Origin of the sequence: Brevibacterium iodinum ATCC 49514 (assembly GCF_900169265.1) — a bacterium.
GTDB classification, from domain to species: domain Bacteria; phylum Actinomycetota; class Actinomycetes; order Actinomycetales; family Brevibacteriaceae; genus Brevibacterium; species Brevibacterium iodinum.
The window spans coordinates 1-15061 of sequence record NZ_FXYX01000038.1 but is presented as its reverse complement, the minus strand read 5'-3'; the positions used below and the strand labels follow the sequence as shown (position 1 = coordinate 15061).

Here is a 15061-nt window from a genome sequence, read left to right as displayed (position 1 = left end):
TGTGTTACCCACCCGGTGCCCTGACCCTTGGATCAAACCGTGTTTGTCCTGGTCAGACCCGGTGGAAACTTTGTCTCAGTGACCGTGTTTCCGGCGGGGCAACGAGATATAACTCTAGACCACCCCAGAGGCACCGTGCAACTCGAAACCGGAAATTCACCTGTGACACCCGTCACCGGCTCCAGATGACCGGTTTCGCGCCTACTTCCACAGGCACAAGCGCACGGCCGCAGAACCCCGCCATACTCTTGCTGGCGGCAGCAGATTGCCCTCATTGTGCAGATGATTCCCAGCGTTTCAGCGCGTCCCGACCCCTACACTGACGGGATGACTCAGAAAGAGCAGCGAGAACGACTTGGCCGCAACGACCTTGATCTCGAAGACGCCCTCATCGACGAGGCGGCCAATACAGTCACTGAGGGTGCCAAGCGGCTCAACCGGAAGTGGCCGGAACTCATCGTCACCGGGCTCTTCGGCGGCATCGATGTCGGGCTCGGCATCTTGGCCATGGTCCTCGTCAAGCAAGCAACCGGGTCGACGATCCTCGCCGGGATGGCATTCGGCATCGGCCTTCTGGCGTTGAAGCTGGCGCATTCGGAGCTGTTCACCGAAGAGTTTCTTCTGCCGATCAACGCCGTCATCGCAGGCCAGGCGAATTGGATCCAGGTGCTCCGTCTCTGGCTGACCACTCTCGTGACGAACCTGGTCGGCGGCGCGGTTTTCGCCTGGCTGATCGTCATCGCCCTCCCGGATTACCACAAGACGATTGCGGATATGGCGCTCGGCTATATCAACCAGTCTTCACTCATCGTCATGCTCGCCCTCTCACTACTGGCCGGCGCGACGATCACATTGTCGACACGGATGCAACAGGGAACACAGAACGACGTCGTCAAAGCGATCGTCTGTATGATCACCGGCCTGTTGGTGATCGGCGTCAGCATGTTGCACGGAGCTATCAATGCGATCGTCATCTTCGCCGCCATGATGACCGGCGCGGACATTTCGATCCTCGATTTTCTCCAATGGTTCGCAATCGTGATCCCGTTCAACATGCTCGGTGGTCTGCTGATCATCACCCTGCCTCGGATCGTACGCACTCGCCGTGTGCTCTGGGCAGTGCGCAGAGGCCGCATCTCGCTCGAGGAACTCGAGGAGCAGAGCGCTTGAGTCGTTGAGTCAGGCTCCGCGGTAACCGGGCATCAGCCGGTCGCTGTCGACGATCTGTTTGCCCAGCGGCATGAGAGAGACGGGGATGAGCTTGATGTTCGCCCAGCCGAGCGGGATGCCGATGATCGAGATGAACAGCGGGATCGAGGTGACGACGTGGCCGATGGCAAGCCAGACACCAGCGACGATGAGCCAGATGATGTTACCCAGGGTCGTCGCCACTCCGGCCGGGCGGGTTTCGATGACCTCGCGGCCGAAGGGCCAGAGTGCGTAGTTTCCGATGCGGAAGGAGGCGATGCCCCACGGGATGGTGACGATGAAGATGCAGGCGATGATTCCGGCGGCCCAGTATCCGAGTGCCAGCCAGAGGCCGGAGAAGATGAACCAGATGATGTTGAGCAGGGTGCGCATGATCTCCTCGTGCGTTCGTCAGTCGGTATTCGTTCGTTCGGTAGTCCGTCATCTGCCAGTCTGCTCGATGACCGCATGCTTTTCCATGGTGATGGCCCCACATCGCCCGTCCGGTTGCCCGCAGGCTGCCGGAGCGCACGCTGATTGACCGCATTCCCTTCACTGCAATGCTGCCGCCGACGCCGCTTCTACAATGCGACCTCTTGTATTCCTCGATGACAAGGTTTCCCGTTGTCGAACGGATCCAACTGTCGTGCATACGACAATGCCGCGCCCTCCCAATGTGGAGGACACGGCATGATCAGTGACGCAGGCTGCTCAGCCGACGATGTCGACAGCACCCAGGGTCTTCTTGCCTCGACGCAGGAGGACGACTCCTCCAGCTTCTGTCGACAGCACATCATCGGAAGTCAGGGTCTGCTCCCGGTCGGCGACCTTGACGTTGTTGACGTACGCTCCCCCGTCCTTGATGGCACGGCGAGCCTCACCCTTGGACTTGACGATGCCGGAAGCGACGAACGCATCGGCAACAGGCAGGCCTTCGGCCAGCTGGGTCGTCGACACCTCACCCCGCGGCAGCTCGGAAGTTGCCGCACCCAGCGTCGACGAATCAAGGCCGGTGAGCTCTCCCCCTCCGAAGAGGGCGGAGGCCGCGGCGATGGCCTGTTCGTAAGCCTGGCGTCCGTGGACCAAGGTGGTGACATCCTCGGCGAGGGCCTTCTGTGCCACACGGGTGTGCGGGGCGGCGGTGAACTCGGCTTCGATGGCTTCGATCTCGTCGAGCGGGCGCAGCGAGAACACCTTGAGGTACTTCACCACGTCGCGGTCGTCGGCGTTGAGCCAGAACTGGCTGAACGCGTACGGGCTGGTCAGCGACGAGTCGAGCCACACGGTGCCGGATTCGGTCTTGCCGAACTTCGTTCCATCGGCCTTCGTGATCAGCGGGGTGGCCAGGGCGTGGACGGACTTCTGCTCGACGCGGCGGATGAGGTCGACGCCCGAGGTGAGGTTGCCCCACTGGTCGGAGCCGCCGGTCTGCAGGGAGCAGCCGTAGCGGCGGTTGAGCTCGAGGTAGTCGTTGCCCTGGAGGATCTGGTACGAGAACTCGGTGAAGGAGATGCCGGCTTCGCTGTTGAGGCGCGCGGAGACGGACTCCTTCGCGAGCATCCGGTTGACCGGGAAGTGCTTGCCGATGTCGCGGAGGAAGTCGATGGCCGACAGCTGCGAAGTCCAGTCGAGGTTGTTGACGATCTGCGCGGCGTTGGGGCCGTCGAAGTCGAGGAACTTCTCGACCTGGGCACGGATCTTCGCCACCCATTCCTCGACGACCTCACGTGGGTTGAGCGTCCGCTCCCCCGACATGCGCGGGTCGCCGATGAGGCCGGTGGCGCCGCCGACGAGTGCCAGCGGGTTGTGTCCGGCCTGCTGGAGGCGGGCGGCGGTGAGCAGCTGGACGAGGTTGCCCATGTGCAGGCTCGGGGCCGTCGGATCGAAACCGACATAATAGGTCAGCGACTCCTCGGCCAGGGCTTTCTGCAGGGCGGTCTCGTCGGTGGAAACTGCGACGAGCCCGCGGGCCTTGAGTTCGCTGAAGATGTCGGTCACTTCGGTCCTTTCGAATCTTTGGTCTGTGCCGGCGCGGAGCCGACAGGGTCAATTCTACGGGTTCGCCGAGGCGGCACTTCCCTTGCCTGCCATCTGAGCAACAGCGACGGACTGAACAACCCGCGGTTCGCCATCTCGTCCTCGGCGCAGGAGCACTATCCCTGCACCCGCGCCGTGGCCAAGGCCATTCATGCGTCCAAACAAAATCTAGCGGGAAACGTCTGGCACTCTCGCCAGACTGAGCTCAGCCACCATACCGACTCCGAAGCCCTGATCCTTTTCGCCGATCGGTTGGCCAAAGGTCGCAATGCTCTGGCTCTCACACATTCATTGACAGCGGTCGGAGCGATCGGCGAAGGAGCCGGATGCATCGTTTTGGACGAACTGCTCGAGGATCTCGGCGTCACTGTGGTCTCGCCTCTCAGCTGAGACCGTGCCCCGACTCATCCGCGCGCAGAAGAGCGCTTCCGCAGCCAGACAATCAGCGCCGTGATAGCTGAGGCAACGACGGCGCAGAGGCCGATGATTCCGAGGGCCTCACCGAGGACCGCCAGGATGCCTGCTCCGATGTTGGCGCCGCCTCCGGTCGGTTTGCTGTTGTCATAGAGTCCCGAAGCGTACATCGCCGCACCGACGACGATTAGGCCGACGCCGCTGGTGAGAAGAAACTTTCGCATGTCGGGACCTCCCCGAGAGACCGTGGATGTGCAGAACCGGTGCCACGAGAGCAGCCGAGGAGAAACTCAACTTGCCACGGGACACCGGCCCAAACGCTAGCACAAGGAATCTTGCCTCGAAGGTGAACTTCCACTCGGCTTAGCCCCTCACACGCTGCGAGCAGACCCCGCGAACTCACGCAGACGAGCCACTTCGGCCTTCGCGTTGGCGATCTGCTGATCGACCGCAGACCGCGCGGTACCGCCCTTGGCGTTACGGGAGTCGATCGAACCAAGCGTCGTGAGCACCTCACGCACAGCCGGTGTCAGGTGCTCCGAGATTCCCGCGAAGTCCTCATCGCTCAGATCCCACAGCTCGACGTCGCGCGACTCGGCAAGCTGCACGCATGCGCCGGAGAGTTCATGGGCCACTCGGAATGGCACACCTTCACGGACGAGCCATTCGGCGATGTCCGTGGCCAGGGCGAATCCGCGCGGAGCCAGGTACGCCATGCGCTCGGTGTCGAACTTCAGGGTCGCGATCATCCCGGTGAACGCCGGCAGCAGCAGCTCAAGAGTGTCGGTGGCGTCGAAGACCGGCTCCTTGTCCTCCTGCAGATCCCGGTTGTACGCCAACGGCAGCGCCTTGAGCGTCGACAGCAGACCGGTGAGGTCACCGATGAGGCGACCCGACTTGCCGCGGGTGAGCTCGGCGACGTCGGGGTTCTTCTTCTGCGGCATGATTGACGACCCCGTCGAGTACGCGTCATGCAGGGTGACGAACGAGAACTCCTTCGTCGCCCACGCGATGACCTCCTCGGACAGACGCGAGAGGTCGATGCCGATCATCGTCGTGATGAACAGATACTCGGCGAAGACATCGCGCGAGGCGGTGCCGTCGATGGAGTTCTCCACCGAATCGTTGAACCCGAGGTCCGCGGCCACGGCCTGCGGGTCGAGGCCCAACGACGATCCGGCCAGAGCACCCGAACCATAAGCCGAGACACCGGCCCGGGCATCGAAGTCGACGAAGCGGGCGACGTCGCGCAGCAGCGGCCACGCGTGGGCGAGCAGATGGTGGGCCAACAGAACCGGCTGAGCGTGCTGAAGGTGCGTGCGGCCGGGCATCGGCGCCTCGGGGTGCTCTTCCGCCTGAGCGATGAGCACCTCGACGGTGTCGAGCACGAGACCAGCGACCTCACGAGCATGGTCACGCAGGTACATCCGCCCCATCGTCGCGATCTGGTCATTGCGGGACCGGCCAGCACGCAGCTTCCCGCCGAGCTCGGGACCGGCGATCTCGATGAGTCCGCGCTCCAACGACGAATGCACATCCTCATCGGATTCGGCCGCGGCGTATTCGCCGGCGTCCACCCGACGCAGCAGCTCGTCGAGAGCCGAATGCATTCCGGACAGCTCGTCATCGGTGAGCAGTCCCGCGTGGTGAAGGACCTTCGCGTGGGCCTTGGATCCCGCGATGTCGTACTTCGCCAGGCGCCAGTCGAAGTCCGTGGACTTGCTCAGCGCGGCCAGCGCATCGGCCGGACCGTCGGAGAATCGTCCGCCCCACAGGCTCAGTCGTTCGCTCACAGATCGTCCTTTCCCACCAGCACGGATGCGCCGGCCCGTTCATTGAAATGATGAAACTCAGTTGTCATTGTTCCAGTTTTCCCTCGCCGAGGCGGCCGTCCGTTCCGTGGATTCCCCACCGAGGCGGCACGCCCAGTTTCAAGGCCCATCGACAGAGGCTCACCCCTCGGCCAGCCCGCCGGCCGCGTATTCGAGGAAGGTCTCGGCCAGGGCCGCTCCCCCGACTGCCGCATCGGCGATGACGAGCACGGTGTCGTCGCCGGCCAAGGTTCCGAAGATCCCGACCATCGACGACCGGTCGATCGCCGAGGCCAGATACTGCGCGGCTCCCGGCGGGGTACGCAGCACGACCGTGTTGTCCTGAGACACCGCTGAGACGAGCAGTTCCTCGAGGATCCGCGGCAGCTTCGCGTCGAGGGTCTCCCCCGTCGACTGCTGCAGGGAACGGTCCCCGCCCTCACCGGGAACGGCGTACACGGATCCCGCGGTGGATCGGATCTTCACGGCCCCCACCTCGGCGAGGTCCCGCGACAGGGTCGCCTGGGTGACGGTGATGCCCTGCGTCGCGAGCGCCTCGGCGAGTTCGATCTGGCTTCGCACGGATTGGCGGGTGATGAGATCGATGATCTTCTGCTGTCGGGCAGTCTTCGTCAGCGGTGCACTGTTATTCGTCTCGGCCATCATCGCTCCAGGAGGAAGGTCATGAGTGCTTTCTGCGCGTGGAGGCGGTTCTCGGCCTCGTCGAAGACCACCGAGGCGGGGCCGTCGATGACCTCGGCTGTGACCTCTTTGCCGCGGTAGGCGGGGAGGCAGTGGAGGAAGATCGCGTCGTTGCCAAGGTTCATGAGTTCCTGGTTGACCTGGAATTTCGTGAACGGTGAGGCCGCGTCGTCGCGTCCGGCAGAGTCCTGACCCATGGATACCCAGGTGTCGGTGACGAGGACGTCGGCGCCGGTGGCGGCGGCAACGGGGTCGTCGGTGACGGTGAGCGATCCGCCGGTCTGGGCCGCGAGGGCTTCGGCTTCGGCGACGATTGCGGCGTCGGGCTGGTAGTCAGCGGGGGCGGCGATGCGCACGTGCATTCCGGCGTTGACTCCGCCGAGGGCGTAGGAGTTCGCCATGTTGTTCGCCCCGTCGCCGAAGTACGTCATGGTCTGGCCCTTCACGTCGCCGCGGTGTTCGCGGATGGTGAGCAGGTCGGCGAGGATCTGGCACGGGTGGAAGTCATCGGACAGAGAGTTGATGACGGGCACAGAGGAGAATTCAGCCATCTCTTCGAGGCCTGACTGGGCGTAGGTGCGCCAGATGATCGCCGAGACCATCCGGGACATCACCTGGGCGGTGTCGCCGATGGATTCCTTGTGCCCGAGCTGCGCCTCGCCGGGGTTGATGATGAGCGGCTGCCCGCCGAGTGCGGCGATGCCGGCGGCGAACGAGACGCGGGTGCGCGTCGAGGTCTTGTCGAAGATGACGGCGGCGGTCTGCGGGCCGGCCAGCGGGGTTCGCGAGTAGGGGGCGGCCTTGAGTTCGACGGCGAGGTCGAGGACCTCGGCCTGCTCGGCCGGACTGAGGTCCGTGTCCTTGAGGAAGTGGCGTGTCATAACGTGTCCTTCGAAAGTCTGGTTAGGTGATGCCGGCGCCGAGGCGGTCCGCCGTTCCGTGCGAACCCTGGCTTGTCGTCAGCGCTGAGTTTGCGGCTCAGCCGGTGATGAGGCCGGGCAGGGCGTCGATGAACGGAGTGAGCTCGTCGGTGGTGATGGTCAGCGGCGGGGCGAGGCGGAGGCGTCCGGGGGCGACGGGGTTGATGATGAACCCGGCCTCGAGCGCTCGAGCAGCCACGGCCTTCGAGTCCGGGACCTGGCCGTCCTCGCCGGGTGTCAACTCAAGCCCGAGCAGCAGTCCCTTGCCGGTGATCTCTCCGATGCCGTCGACCTCCGCCAGCTGGGCCTTGAGCCAGTCGCTGACCTCGGTGACGTGGTCGAGGAGCCCCTCCTTCTCGATGGTCTCGAACACCGCGAGTCCGGCAGCACACGACAGAGGGTTGCCGCCGAAGGTCGTGCCGTGCTGACCGGCTTCGAGCAGCTTCGTGTTCGCATCGCCGACGGTGATGGTCGCGCCGATCGGCATGCCGCCGCCGAGCCCCTTCGCCGAGGTGATGATGTCGGGGGTGACGCCCTCACCGATCTCGGGGTCCTGGTGGGCGAACCAGGAACCGGTGCGGCCGATGCCCGACTGCACCTCGTCGAGGATCATGAGCGCCCCGACCTTCGTCGTCAGTTCCCTCACCGCCGTGAGGTAGCCGGCCGGATGCGTCCGCACACCGACCTCACCTTGGACAGGTTCGATGAACACGGCGGCCGTGTTCTCATTGATCGCTGCCTCAAGTGCTTCGACATCGCCGTAGGGCACGTGAACGACTCCGGGCACACCGGGAGCAAACGGCTCACGGTAGGCTTCCTTCGCGGTCAGTGCGAGGGCGCCCATGGTGCGGCCGTGGAATGCGCCTTCGACGGCGATGATGAAGGGCCGTCCCCCGCCGGCGGCGCGGCGGGCCATCTTGAAGGCCGCCTCGTTGGCTTCGGTTCCCGAGTTCGAGAAGAACACGGCGGACCCGGCCGGCAGGTTGAGGACTTCGTGGAGTTTCTCGGCCAAGCCGATCTGGGCCGGGGAGGTGAAGAAGTTCGAGATGTGGCCGAGCGTCGAGGCCTGCTCGGTGATGGCGTTGACCCACGCGGGGTGACAGTGGCCCAGAGCGTTGACGGCGATGCCGGCGAGCAGGTCGAGGTACTTCTTGCCCGCCGCATCCCACACGTAGGAGCCTTCACCGCGGACGATGTCGAGCTGCGGGGACCCGAACACCGGGGACAGGACACGGGAGAAATCGTCCCGCCATGTTTGGGCCTGATCGGAAGCCTGCCCGGCCGAATCCTGCGTGCCCGTCTGATCACTCATGAACGTCCTCCGTTGCTGTCGTTGCTCGCGTTCAAACCATCCGTCGGGGCCGCCTCGGCGGGGTTCGCTTGGTGCCCGTCGCCCAGCGGTGCGGGTTCGACGATGGTGTCTTCGACCATGGTGCCGATGCCCTCCGAGGTGAAGACCTCGAGGAGGAGGGAATGCGCCATCCGGCCGTCGATGATGTGGGCCTGCTTGACCCCGTGCTCGATCGCCTCGAGTGCCGCGGTCATCTTCGGGATCATTCCCGAATCGAGCGACGGCAGGAGTTCGCGCAGCTTGTTCGGATCGATACGGGAGATGAGCGAGGACGTGTCCGGCCAGTTCGCGTAGAGGCCGGGCACATCGGTGAGCATGATGAGTTTGTGTGCCTTCAGCGCCTTCGCCACCGCCGAGGCGGCCAGGTCCGCATTGATGTTGAGCGGCTTCCCCGCTTCTCCCCCGATCTCGGAGGCGATGGAGCAGATGACGGGCACCCGTCCGGCGTCGAGGAGTTCGGTGAGCACGGTGGTGTTGACCTGGGCGATCTCGCCCACCCGGCCGAGGTCGATGACTTCGCCGTCCACCTCGGCGGTGGCCTTGTTCGCGAGCAGGAGGTCTGCGTCTTCACCGGACAGGCCGATCGCGGCGTCGCCGTTCTGGTTGATCCGGGACACGATATCGCGGTTGACCTGGCCGGACAGCACCATGCGGATGACTTCGGCGGCTTCCTCGGTGGTCACGCGCTGCCCGGCCTTGAACTTGGACTCGATGCCCAAGCGTTTCAGCATGGCCGAGATCTGGGGGCCGCCGCCGTGGACGACGACGGGGCGGATGCCGGCGAAGCGGAGGAACGCGATGTCATCGGCGAAGGACTGCTGCAGCTCTGGGGAGACCATGGCGTTGCCGCCGTATTTGATGACGATCGTGGCACCGGCGAAGGTCTTGATCCAGGGCAGCGCCTCGGTGAGAGCTTCGGCTTTGACCTGGGCGGCGGCGAGCCGGGCGGCCGTGGATTTCGTGGACATGTCTACGGGGGTGTTCATGAGGAGTAGGCGCTGTTCTCTTCGACGTAGTCGTGGGTGAGGTCCGAGGTCCACACGGTGGCGGTGTCGTCACCCGCGTGGAGGTCGATTGACACATCAACTGTGCGCTCGAACGTGACGTTCGCGGGGTCTTCGTCGGGGCCGGAGGCCGTGCACACCTGGACGCCGTTGATGATCACGTCGATCTGGGTGGGATCGAAGTCCGCCGAGGTGGTTCCCACCTGAGCGACGACGCGACCCCAGTTCGGGTCCTCCCCGAAGATCGCAGCCTTGAACAGGGCCGATCGTGCCACGGAACGGGAGACATCGACGGCGTCGGCTTCGCTGGCGGCGCCGCGAGTGGTGATGGCGATGTCGTGGTGGGCGCCTTCGGCGTCGACGTGGAGTTGGTGCATGAGGTCGAGGCAGAGTTCGCGCAGCAGGGTGGTGAACTCGTCTGTGTCGACGTCGGCGTCGTGGGCGCCGGAGGACATGAGGATGACGGTGTCGTTCGTGGACATGCACCCGTCGGTGTCGAGGCGGTCGAAGGACTGGCTCGTCGAGGCCCGCAGAGCCTGGTCGAGAGTCGCTTGGTCGAGTTTCGCATCGGTGGTGATGACGACGAGCATCGTCGCGAGTCCCGGTGCGAGCATGCCCGCGCCTTTGGCCATTCCGCCGATCGTGTACCCACTGGAGCCGGTGCGGGTGGCGACCTTCGCCACGGTGTCGGTGGTCATGATCGCTTCGGCGGCGGCTTGGCCGGATTCGACGCTGTTGTCGGCTGCGGCGACGAGCGGGGCGAGGTTATTCACGATGGAGTCGCGGAAGTCCTGACCGCCGACGCCGATGAGTCCGGTCGAGCAGACGAGAACGTCCTCGGGCTGCGTATCGGTGCCGGCATCGGTGAGGAGTTCGGCGGTGGTCTGTGCGGTCAGTGTGGTTGTTTCGTAGCCGAAGTCGCCGGTGTAGCAGTTCGCTCCCCCGGAGTTGAGGACGACAGCACGTGCCTGACCATCAGCCGAGGCTTTCTGGGACCACAGGACGGGGTTCGCCTTGCACCGATTGGAGGTGTAGACGGCAGCGACGGCGGTGTCGGGTCCGTTATTGACGACCAGTGAGAGGTCTTTGGTGCCAGACGGCTTGAGTCCGGCGGTGAGTCCGGCGGCGGTGAAGCCGAGTGGGGCGGTCACGCTCATGGGGCGACTCCTTCGAGGGGAAGGGCGGTGGTCTCGTCGAGACCGAGGGCCAGGTGGATAGATTGGATGGCTTGTCCGGCCGTGCCGCGGACGAGGTTGTCCAGCGCCACGACGACGAGGACCTTCTCGGCGCGCTCGTCGACGGTGAACTGGATCTGCGCGACGTTCGACCCGGTGGTGGCAGCGGTCTGCGGCCACTGGCCTTCGGGCAGGACACGAACGAAGGGTTCGTCGGCGTAGACGCGGGTGAAGGCGCTGTTCAGACGGTCCTTCAGTGCTGTGGCGTCGAGGAGACCTTCGGCGGTGCGCGGTGCTGTTTCCCCGGCATCGGCGGTGATGGTCGCCAGGATGCCACGAGCCATGGGCACAAGCGTCGGGGTGAAGGAGATGCGGGTGGGGCCGTCGGCGGCATCGGTGCCGAGGACTCCATTGAGGTTCTGTTCGATCTCGGGCACATGCCGGTGTGTACCACCGGTGCCGTACGGGGAGGCATTGCCGAGGATCTCGGCGGCGGTGAGGTGCGGCTTGAGCGCCTTGCCGGCACCGGAGACTCCATTGGCGAGCACGGCGTTGAGCCCAGCAGGTGCGGCGAGCCCAGCCTGGATGAGCGGTGCCAGCCCGAGGGTCACGGCGGTGACATTGCAACCGGGCACGGCAATCCGTGTCGCTGACTTCAGTGCCTCACGCTGTTTGGTGCCGTCGGCAGTGAGCAGTTCGGGCAGACCGTAGGTCCAGGTGCCTTGGTGCTCGGAGCCGTAGAACTTCTCCCAGGCGGCGGCGCTGATGAGGCGGTGGTCTGCGGCGAGGTCGACGATGAGGGTGTCGGGGCTTGTCTGTTCGAGTTCGGCGGCGATCTGTCCGGACTGTCCGTGTGGGAGCGCGAGGATGACGACGTCGTGGCCGGCGAGCACCTCGGCGGTGGACTCCTGGACCACGAGGTCAGAGAATCGGGGAAGATGGGGTTGATGTCGGCCGAGCTTCTCACCCGCGGTGGAATGTCCGCACACCGTCGTGACGTTCAAGTGGGGGTGAGTGCTCAGCAGCCGGAGGACCTCTCCCCCGGCGTATCCGGTGGCACCGGAGACGGCAACCGTAAAATCGTTCATATGTATAACCATACCAGGCAATTAATTTATATGCAGGAGGCGTCATGACCCAGGCAGTGCGTGCGATGCAGGCCGGTGGACCGGAGGTTCTTGAATTCGGTGAGATCGAGACTCCGAAGCCGGGCCCCGGCGAGGTGCTCGTCAACGTCGAGGCTACGGGCGTGAATTTCATCGACACGTACCGTCGTTCGGGCGTCTATCCGATGGACTACCCGCATGTCGTCGGTGTCGAGGGAACCGGACGCATCGCCGAGGTGGGCGAGGGCGTCGAGTCCTGGCAGGTCGGTGACCGTGTCGCTTGGCATGAGGCACCGGGGTCATATGCGACGCAGGTTGTCGTGAACACGGATAACCTCCTTCGCGTGCCGGAGGGCATATCTGCCGAGGTGGCTGCCGCGATGCCGCTGCAGGGGCTGACCGCGCAGTATTTGGCGACGAGTTCGCATGAGATCAAGCCGGGACAGACGGCACTCGTCCATGCCGGGGCGGGCGGAGTCGGCCTGCTGCTGACGCAGATCATCAAGCACTTGGGTGGCAATGTCATCTCGACGGTGAGCACGGATGAGAAGGCGGAGCTGGCGCGGAAGGCGGGTGCCGACGATGTGTTCCTCTACGGTGAGGGCGTCGACATCACGGCGAATGTCGAGGAGCTCACCGATGGTGAGGGTGTCGATGTCGCCTATGACGGTGTCGGTAAAGACACGTTCGATGCCTCGTTGGCGTCGATCAAGCCGCTGGGGTCGATGGTGCTCTTCGGCGGGGCGTCGGGTCAGGTGCCGCCGTTCGATATTCAGCGCTTGAACTCGTCGGGAGGAATCTTCCTGTCCCGCCCGTCGCTGGCATGGTTTGTTCGCTCCTCGGAGGAGCTGGCGAAGCGTTCGGCGATGCTCTTCAACGGCATCGAACTCGGCTGGCTCAACTTCCGTGTCGGCGCGACGTTCGCCCTGGCGGATGCCGCCGAAGCGCACCGTGCGCTGGAGGGACGCGAGACGACCGGCAAGGTTGTGCTGACTGCTTGATTGAGCGACAGCAGTTTGGGCCCGGAGTTCCTCCCTATGTTCACGAGCTCCGGGCCCAACTTGCCGTGGTGCTGACGTCAGGCAACTCGTTTCTTGCTCTCCATTCGTTGAGCACTTGAACACTTCAGTTGTGCTTTGTACCACCCCGTCGCCGGACGTCGCTGATATCTTGAAGTCATGTACGAAGATTCTGTTCGCGACGCAGTCCGACAGTTCATGGAAGAACGCGATTGGCAGCAGTTCCACACACCTGAGAATCTCGCGAAAAGCGTCTCCATCGAAGCCGCAGAACTGCTCGAATGTTTCCAATGGGGAGACTCTGACCTCGAATCTGCGAAGGACGAGCTGGCAGATGTCTTGACCTATTGCATGTTGCTAGCGGACAAGCTGGGTCTGGATCCCGACACAATCGTCATGGAGAAACTCCAGAAGACTCGAGAGAAGTATCCCGTGGACAAGGCGCGAGGGCGGAGCGTGAAATATGACCAGCTTTAGAATCGAACGGTTCCCGTTCAAGTCGGAACTGGTCAAGGTATGGGGCGCCGCCGACCCACGGCATAGAAACTGGCCCGTTGTATATGTGATGAATAATCACAAAGAAGTGTACATCGGCGAGTCTCTCAACGTCGAGGGACGGATGCGACAACATCTGGACTCAGACTCTAAGCAGAACCTGAAGTCGGTCAGAGTCGTTCTCGACGATACCTTCAACAAGTCGGCGTGCTTGGATCTGGAGTCTTTCCTCATTCGAATGTTCCACGGCGATGGCAGCCGCCAAGTACTCAATCTCAATGCCGGCATCACTGATGCCGACTATTACGACCGAGAAACCTACAACAAAACGTTCCGTCAGATCTTCGAAGAACTGCGGACTCAAGAAAACCTCTTCAAGCGCACCATCCCCCAGATCATCAACAGTGACCTGTTCAAGCTCTCCCCATTCAAATCCCTGAACCATGATCAGGCCATCGCTGTCGATGACATACTCGAGGGCCTCTTTGACGACTTGGAGAGCGGCGTCGATAACACCGTCGTTGTCGAGGGCAGTCCAGGAACGGGCAAGACGGTAGTTGCGATCTATCTGCTCAAGCTGCTGGAAGACATCAGACGGCACGACTCAGAAGAGCCGCTCGACATCGATTCCATCTTCAGTGACTACTTCACTCCTGAACATGCGGAGTTGCTCAAGTCTCTCAAGTTCGCAATTGTCGTCCCTCAACAATCGCTGCGACACTCAATCGCCAAAGTGTTCAAGCTGACTCCTGGGCTGAGCAAGGGCATGGTGCTGACGCCGTTCCAAGTAGGCGAAAGCACTGAACAGTTCGATCTTCTAGTTGTTGATGAAGCTCACCGCCTCAATCAGAGAGCAAACCAAGCGTCTGGCCCCCTCAACAAGAAATTCATTGAGATAAACGAAAAGCTATTCGGTTGGGACGATCCTCAGAAGACCCAGTTGGATTGGATTCAGAAGCAGAGTCACCACTCGATCCTCATGCTCGATGTCGGCCAAACCGTTCGACCAGCGGATCTTCCAGCCGCCACAACCCGGGAGCTCGCCTCGCGAGCCAGGGCAGCAGGTCGCCTCTATCCCCTTCAAACCCAAATGCGGATTTCGACTGACAAAGATTACGTCGGCTACATCCGCGAAGTGCTCAGCGACAATCCACCGGCATCACGCGAAGACTTCGGCGACTACGATCTTCGGCTGTTCACAGATCTAGGCGAGATGCGGCGGGAGCTTCAGAAACGCGAAGAAGAACACGGACTGTCTCGATTGGTAGCTGGCTACGCATGGCCGTGGAAGAGCAAGAATGACAAAACTGCGTACGACATCGAACTTGATGGCCAACATATGCGCTGGAACACAACCACCACTGACTGGATCAACTCACCAAAGTCTGTCGACGAAGTTGGCTCGATCCACACCGTTCAGGGTTATGACCTCAACTATGTCGGGGTCATCATCGGCAACGACCTCCGCTACGACCCGGACGCTGGCAAGCTCGTCTTTGACCGCACCAACTATCACGACAAAAAAGGCCGCGAAAACAACCCGAAGCTCGGCATCACGTATTCCGACGACGACCTACTTGAATACGTAAAGAACATCTACAGCGTGATACTCACTCGTGGAATACAGGGCACTTACGTGTACGTATGCGACCCTGCGCTCCGATGCAGGCTACAACAGTTTGCCTGAGATTAGGTTCGATTATCTCTGTGTCGGGACTGCTGAAGGTTTGGTTGACTCCTGGGTTTATGCCGCCAGGGCGACGGCCTTTTGGTGAACAAGCTCGTATTCAACCGGGGTCAGTTTACCCAAACGTCGCTGTCGACGCTTCCGGTGATAGG

Annotated in this window: 15 protein-coding genes; 5 read left to right on the top strand and 10 right to left on the bottom strand. The window is 62.9% G+C overall.

What is annotated here, in order from left to right:
• The first annotated feature begins 327 nt into the window (after window positions 1-327).
• Window positions 328-1170 carry a formate/nitrite transporter family protein gene (locus BI49514_RS15690; RefSeq protein ID WP_101547387.1) on the top strand — a complete coding sequence of 281 codons (843 nt, stop codon included), beginning with the start codon at window positions 328-330 and terminating at the stop codon, window positions 1168-1170.
• Between the two features lie 9 nt (window positions 1171-1179).
• Here BI49514_RS15690 and BI49514_RS15685 read toward each other — a convergent pair whose 3' ends face one another.
• Together BI49514_RS15685 and tyrS are read right to left on the bottom strand one after the other, a co-directional pair.
• Window positions 1180-1581 carry a YccF domain-containing protein gene (locus tag BI49514_RS15685; protein WP_025780405.1) on the bottom strand — a complete coding sequence of 134 codons (402 nt, stop codon included), beginning with the start codon at window positions 1579-1581 and terminating at the stop codon, window positions 1180-1182.
• 318 nt (window positions 1582-1899) lie between these two features.
• Window positions 1900-3186, bottom strand: coding sequence for a tyrosine--tRNA ligase (tyrS, locus tag BI49514_RS15680; protein ID WP_101547386.1), 1287 nt, complete (start codon window positions 3184-3186; stop codon window positions 1900-1902).
• A gap of 174 nt (window positions 3187-3360) precedes the next feature.
• On the opposite strand from tyrS, the gene BI49514_RS15675 reads away from it, so the two are divergent.
• Entirely contained in the window at window positions 3361-3615 is a 255-nt protein-coding gene (locus BI49514_RS15675; RefSeq protein WP_101547385.1) for a hypothetical protein, read from the top strand.
• A gap of 14 nt (window positions 3616-3629) precedes the next feature.
• Here BI49514_RS15675 and BI49514_RS15670 read toward each other — a convergent pair whose 3' ends face one another.
• The 8 genes from BI49514_RS15670 to argC all read right to left on the bottom strand — a co-directional run bounded on the left by BI49514_RS15670 (window position 3630) and on the right by argC (window position 11690).
• The gene (locus tag BI49514_RS15670; RefSeq protein ID WP_101547384.1) at window positions 3630-3863 is read right to left on the bottom strand and encodes a hypothetical protein; all 234 of its coding nucleotides are present in this window, start codon (window positions 3861-3863) and stop codon (window positions 3630-3632) included.
• A gap of 147 nt (window positions 3864-4010) precedes the next feature.
• Window positions 4011-5432, bottom strand: a complete 1422-nt coding sequence (argH, locus tag BI49514_RS15665; protein ID WP_101547383.1) for an argininosuccinate lyase — start codon at window positions 5430-5432, stop codon at window positions 4011-4013.
• Window positions 5433-5591: 159 nt separating this feature from the next.
• Window positions 5592-6113 (bottom strand): arginine repressor, encoded by a 522-nt coding sequence (locus BI49514_RS15660; RefSeq protein WP_101547382.1) that lies wholly within the window; start codon window positions 6111-6113, stop codon window positions 5592-5594.
• A complete protein-coding gene (gene argF / locus BI49514_RS15655) occupies window positions 6113-7033 on the bottom strand; it encodes an ornithine carbamoyltransferase (protein WP_101547381.1) in 921 nt (306 codons plus the stop codon). The genes BI49514_RS15660 and argF overlap by 1 nt, the downstream gene beginning before the upstream one ends.
• Before the next feature lie 97 nt (window positions 7034-7130).
• Window positions 7131-8384: an acetylornithine transaminase gene (locus BI49514_RS15650; protein WP_101547380.1), complete on the bottom strand. Its 1254-nt coding sequence runs from the start codon at window positions 8382-8384 to the stop codon at window positions 7131-7133.
• Window positions 8381-9409, bottom strand: a complete 1029-nt coding sequence (gene argB, locus BI49514_RS15645; protein WP_244195134.1) for an acetylglutamate kinase — start codon at window positions 9407-9409, stop codon at window positions 8381-8383. Before argB ends, BI49514_RS15650 begins: the two co-directional genes overlap by 4 nt.
• Window positions 9406-10584, bottom strand: a complete 1179-nt coding sequence (gene argJ / locus BI49514_RS15640) for a bifunctional glutamate N-acetyltransferase/amino-acid acetyltransferase ArgJ (protein WP_101547379.1) — start codon at window positions 10582-10584, stop codon at window positions 9406-9408. The genes argB and argJ overlap by 4 nt, the downstream gene beginning before the upstream one ends.
• Window positions 10581-11690, bottom strand: coding sequence for an N-acetyl-gamma-glutamyl-phosphate reductase (argC, locus tag BI49514_RS15635; RefSeq protein WP_101547378.1), 1110 nt, complete (start codon window positions 11688-11690; stop codon window positions 10581-10583). Before argC ends, argJ begins: the two co-directional genes overlap by 4 nt.
• 44 nt (window positions 11691-11734) lie before the next feature.
• On the opposite strand from argC, the gene BI49514_RS15630 reads away from it, so the two are divergent.
• The 3 genes from BI49514_RS15630 to BI49514_RS15620 all read left to right on the top strand — a co-directional run bounded on the left by BI49514_RS15630 (window position 11735) and on the right by BI49514_RS15620 (window position 14909).
• The gene (locus BI49514_RS15630) at window positions 11735-12709 is read left to right on the top strand and encodes a quinone oxidoreductase family protein (RefSeq protein ID WP_101547377.1); all 975 of its coding nucleotides are present in this window, start codon (window positions 11735-11737) and stop codon (window positions 12707-12709) included.
• 177 nt (window positions 12710-12886) lie between these two features.
• Complete coding sequence (locus BI49514_RS15625) at window positions 12887-13204, top strand: nucleotide pyrophosphohydrolase (protein WP_101547376.1); 318 nt, start codon at window positions 12887-12889, stop codon at window positions 13202-13204.
• Window positions 13191-14909, top strand: coding sequence for a DUF2075 domain-containing protein (locus BI49514_RS15620; protein WP_101547375.1), 1719 nt, complete (start codon window positions 13191-13193; stop codon window positions 14907-14909). The genes BI49514_RS15625 and BI49514_RS15620 overlap by 14 nt, the downstream gene beginning before the upstream one ends.
• Window positions 14910-15061 lie beyond the last annotated feature (152 nt).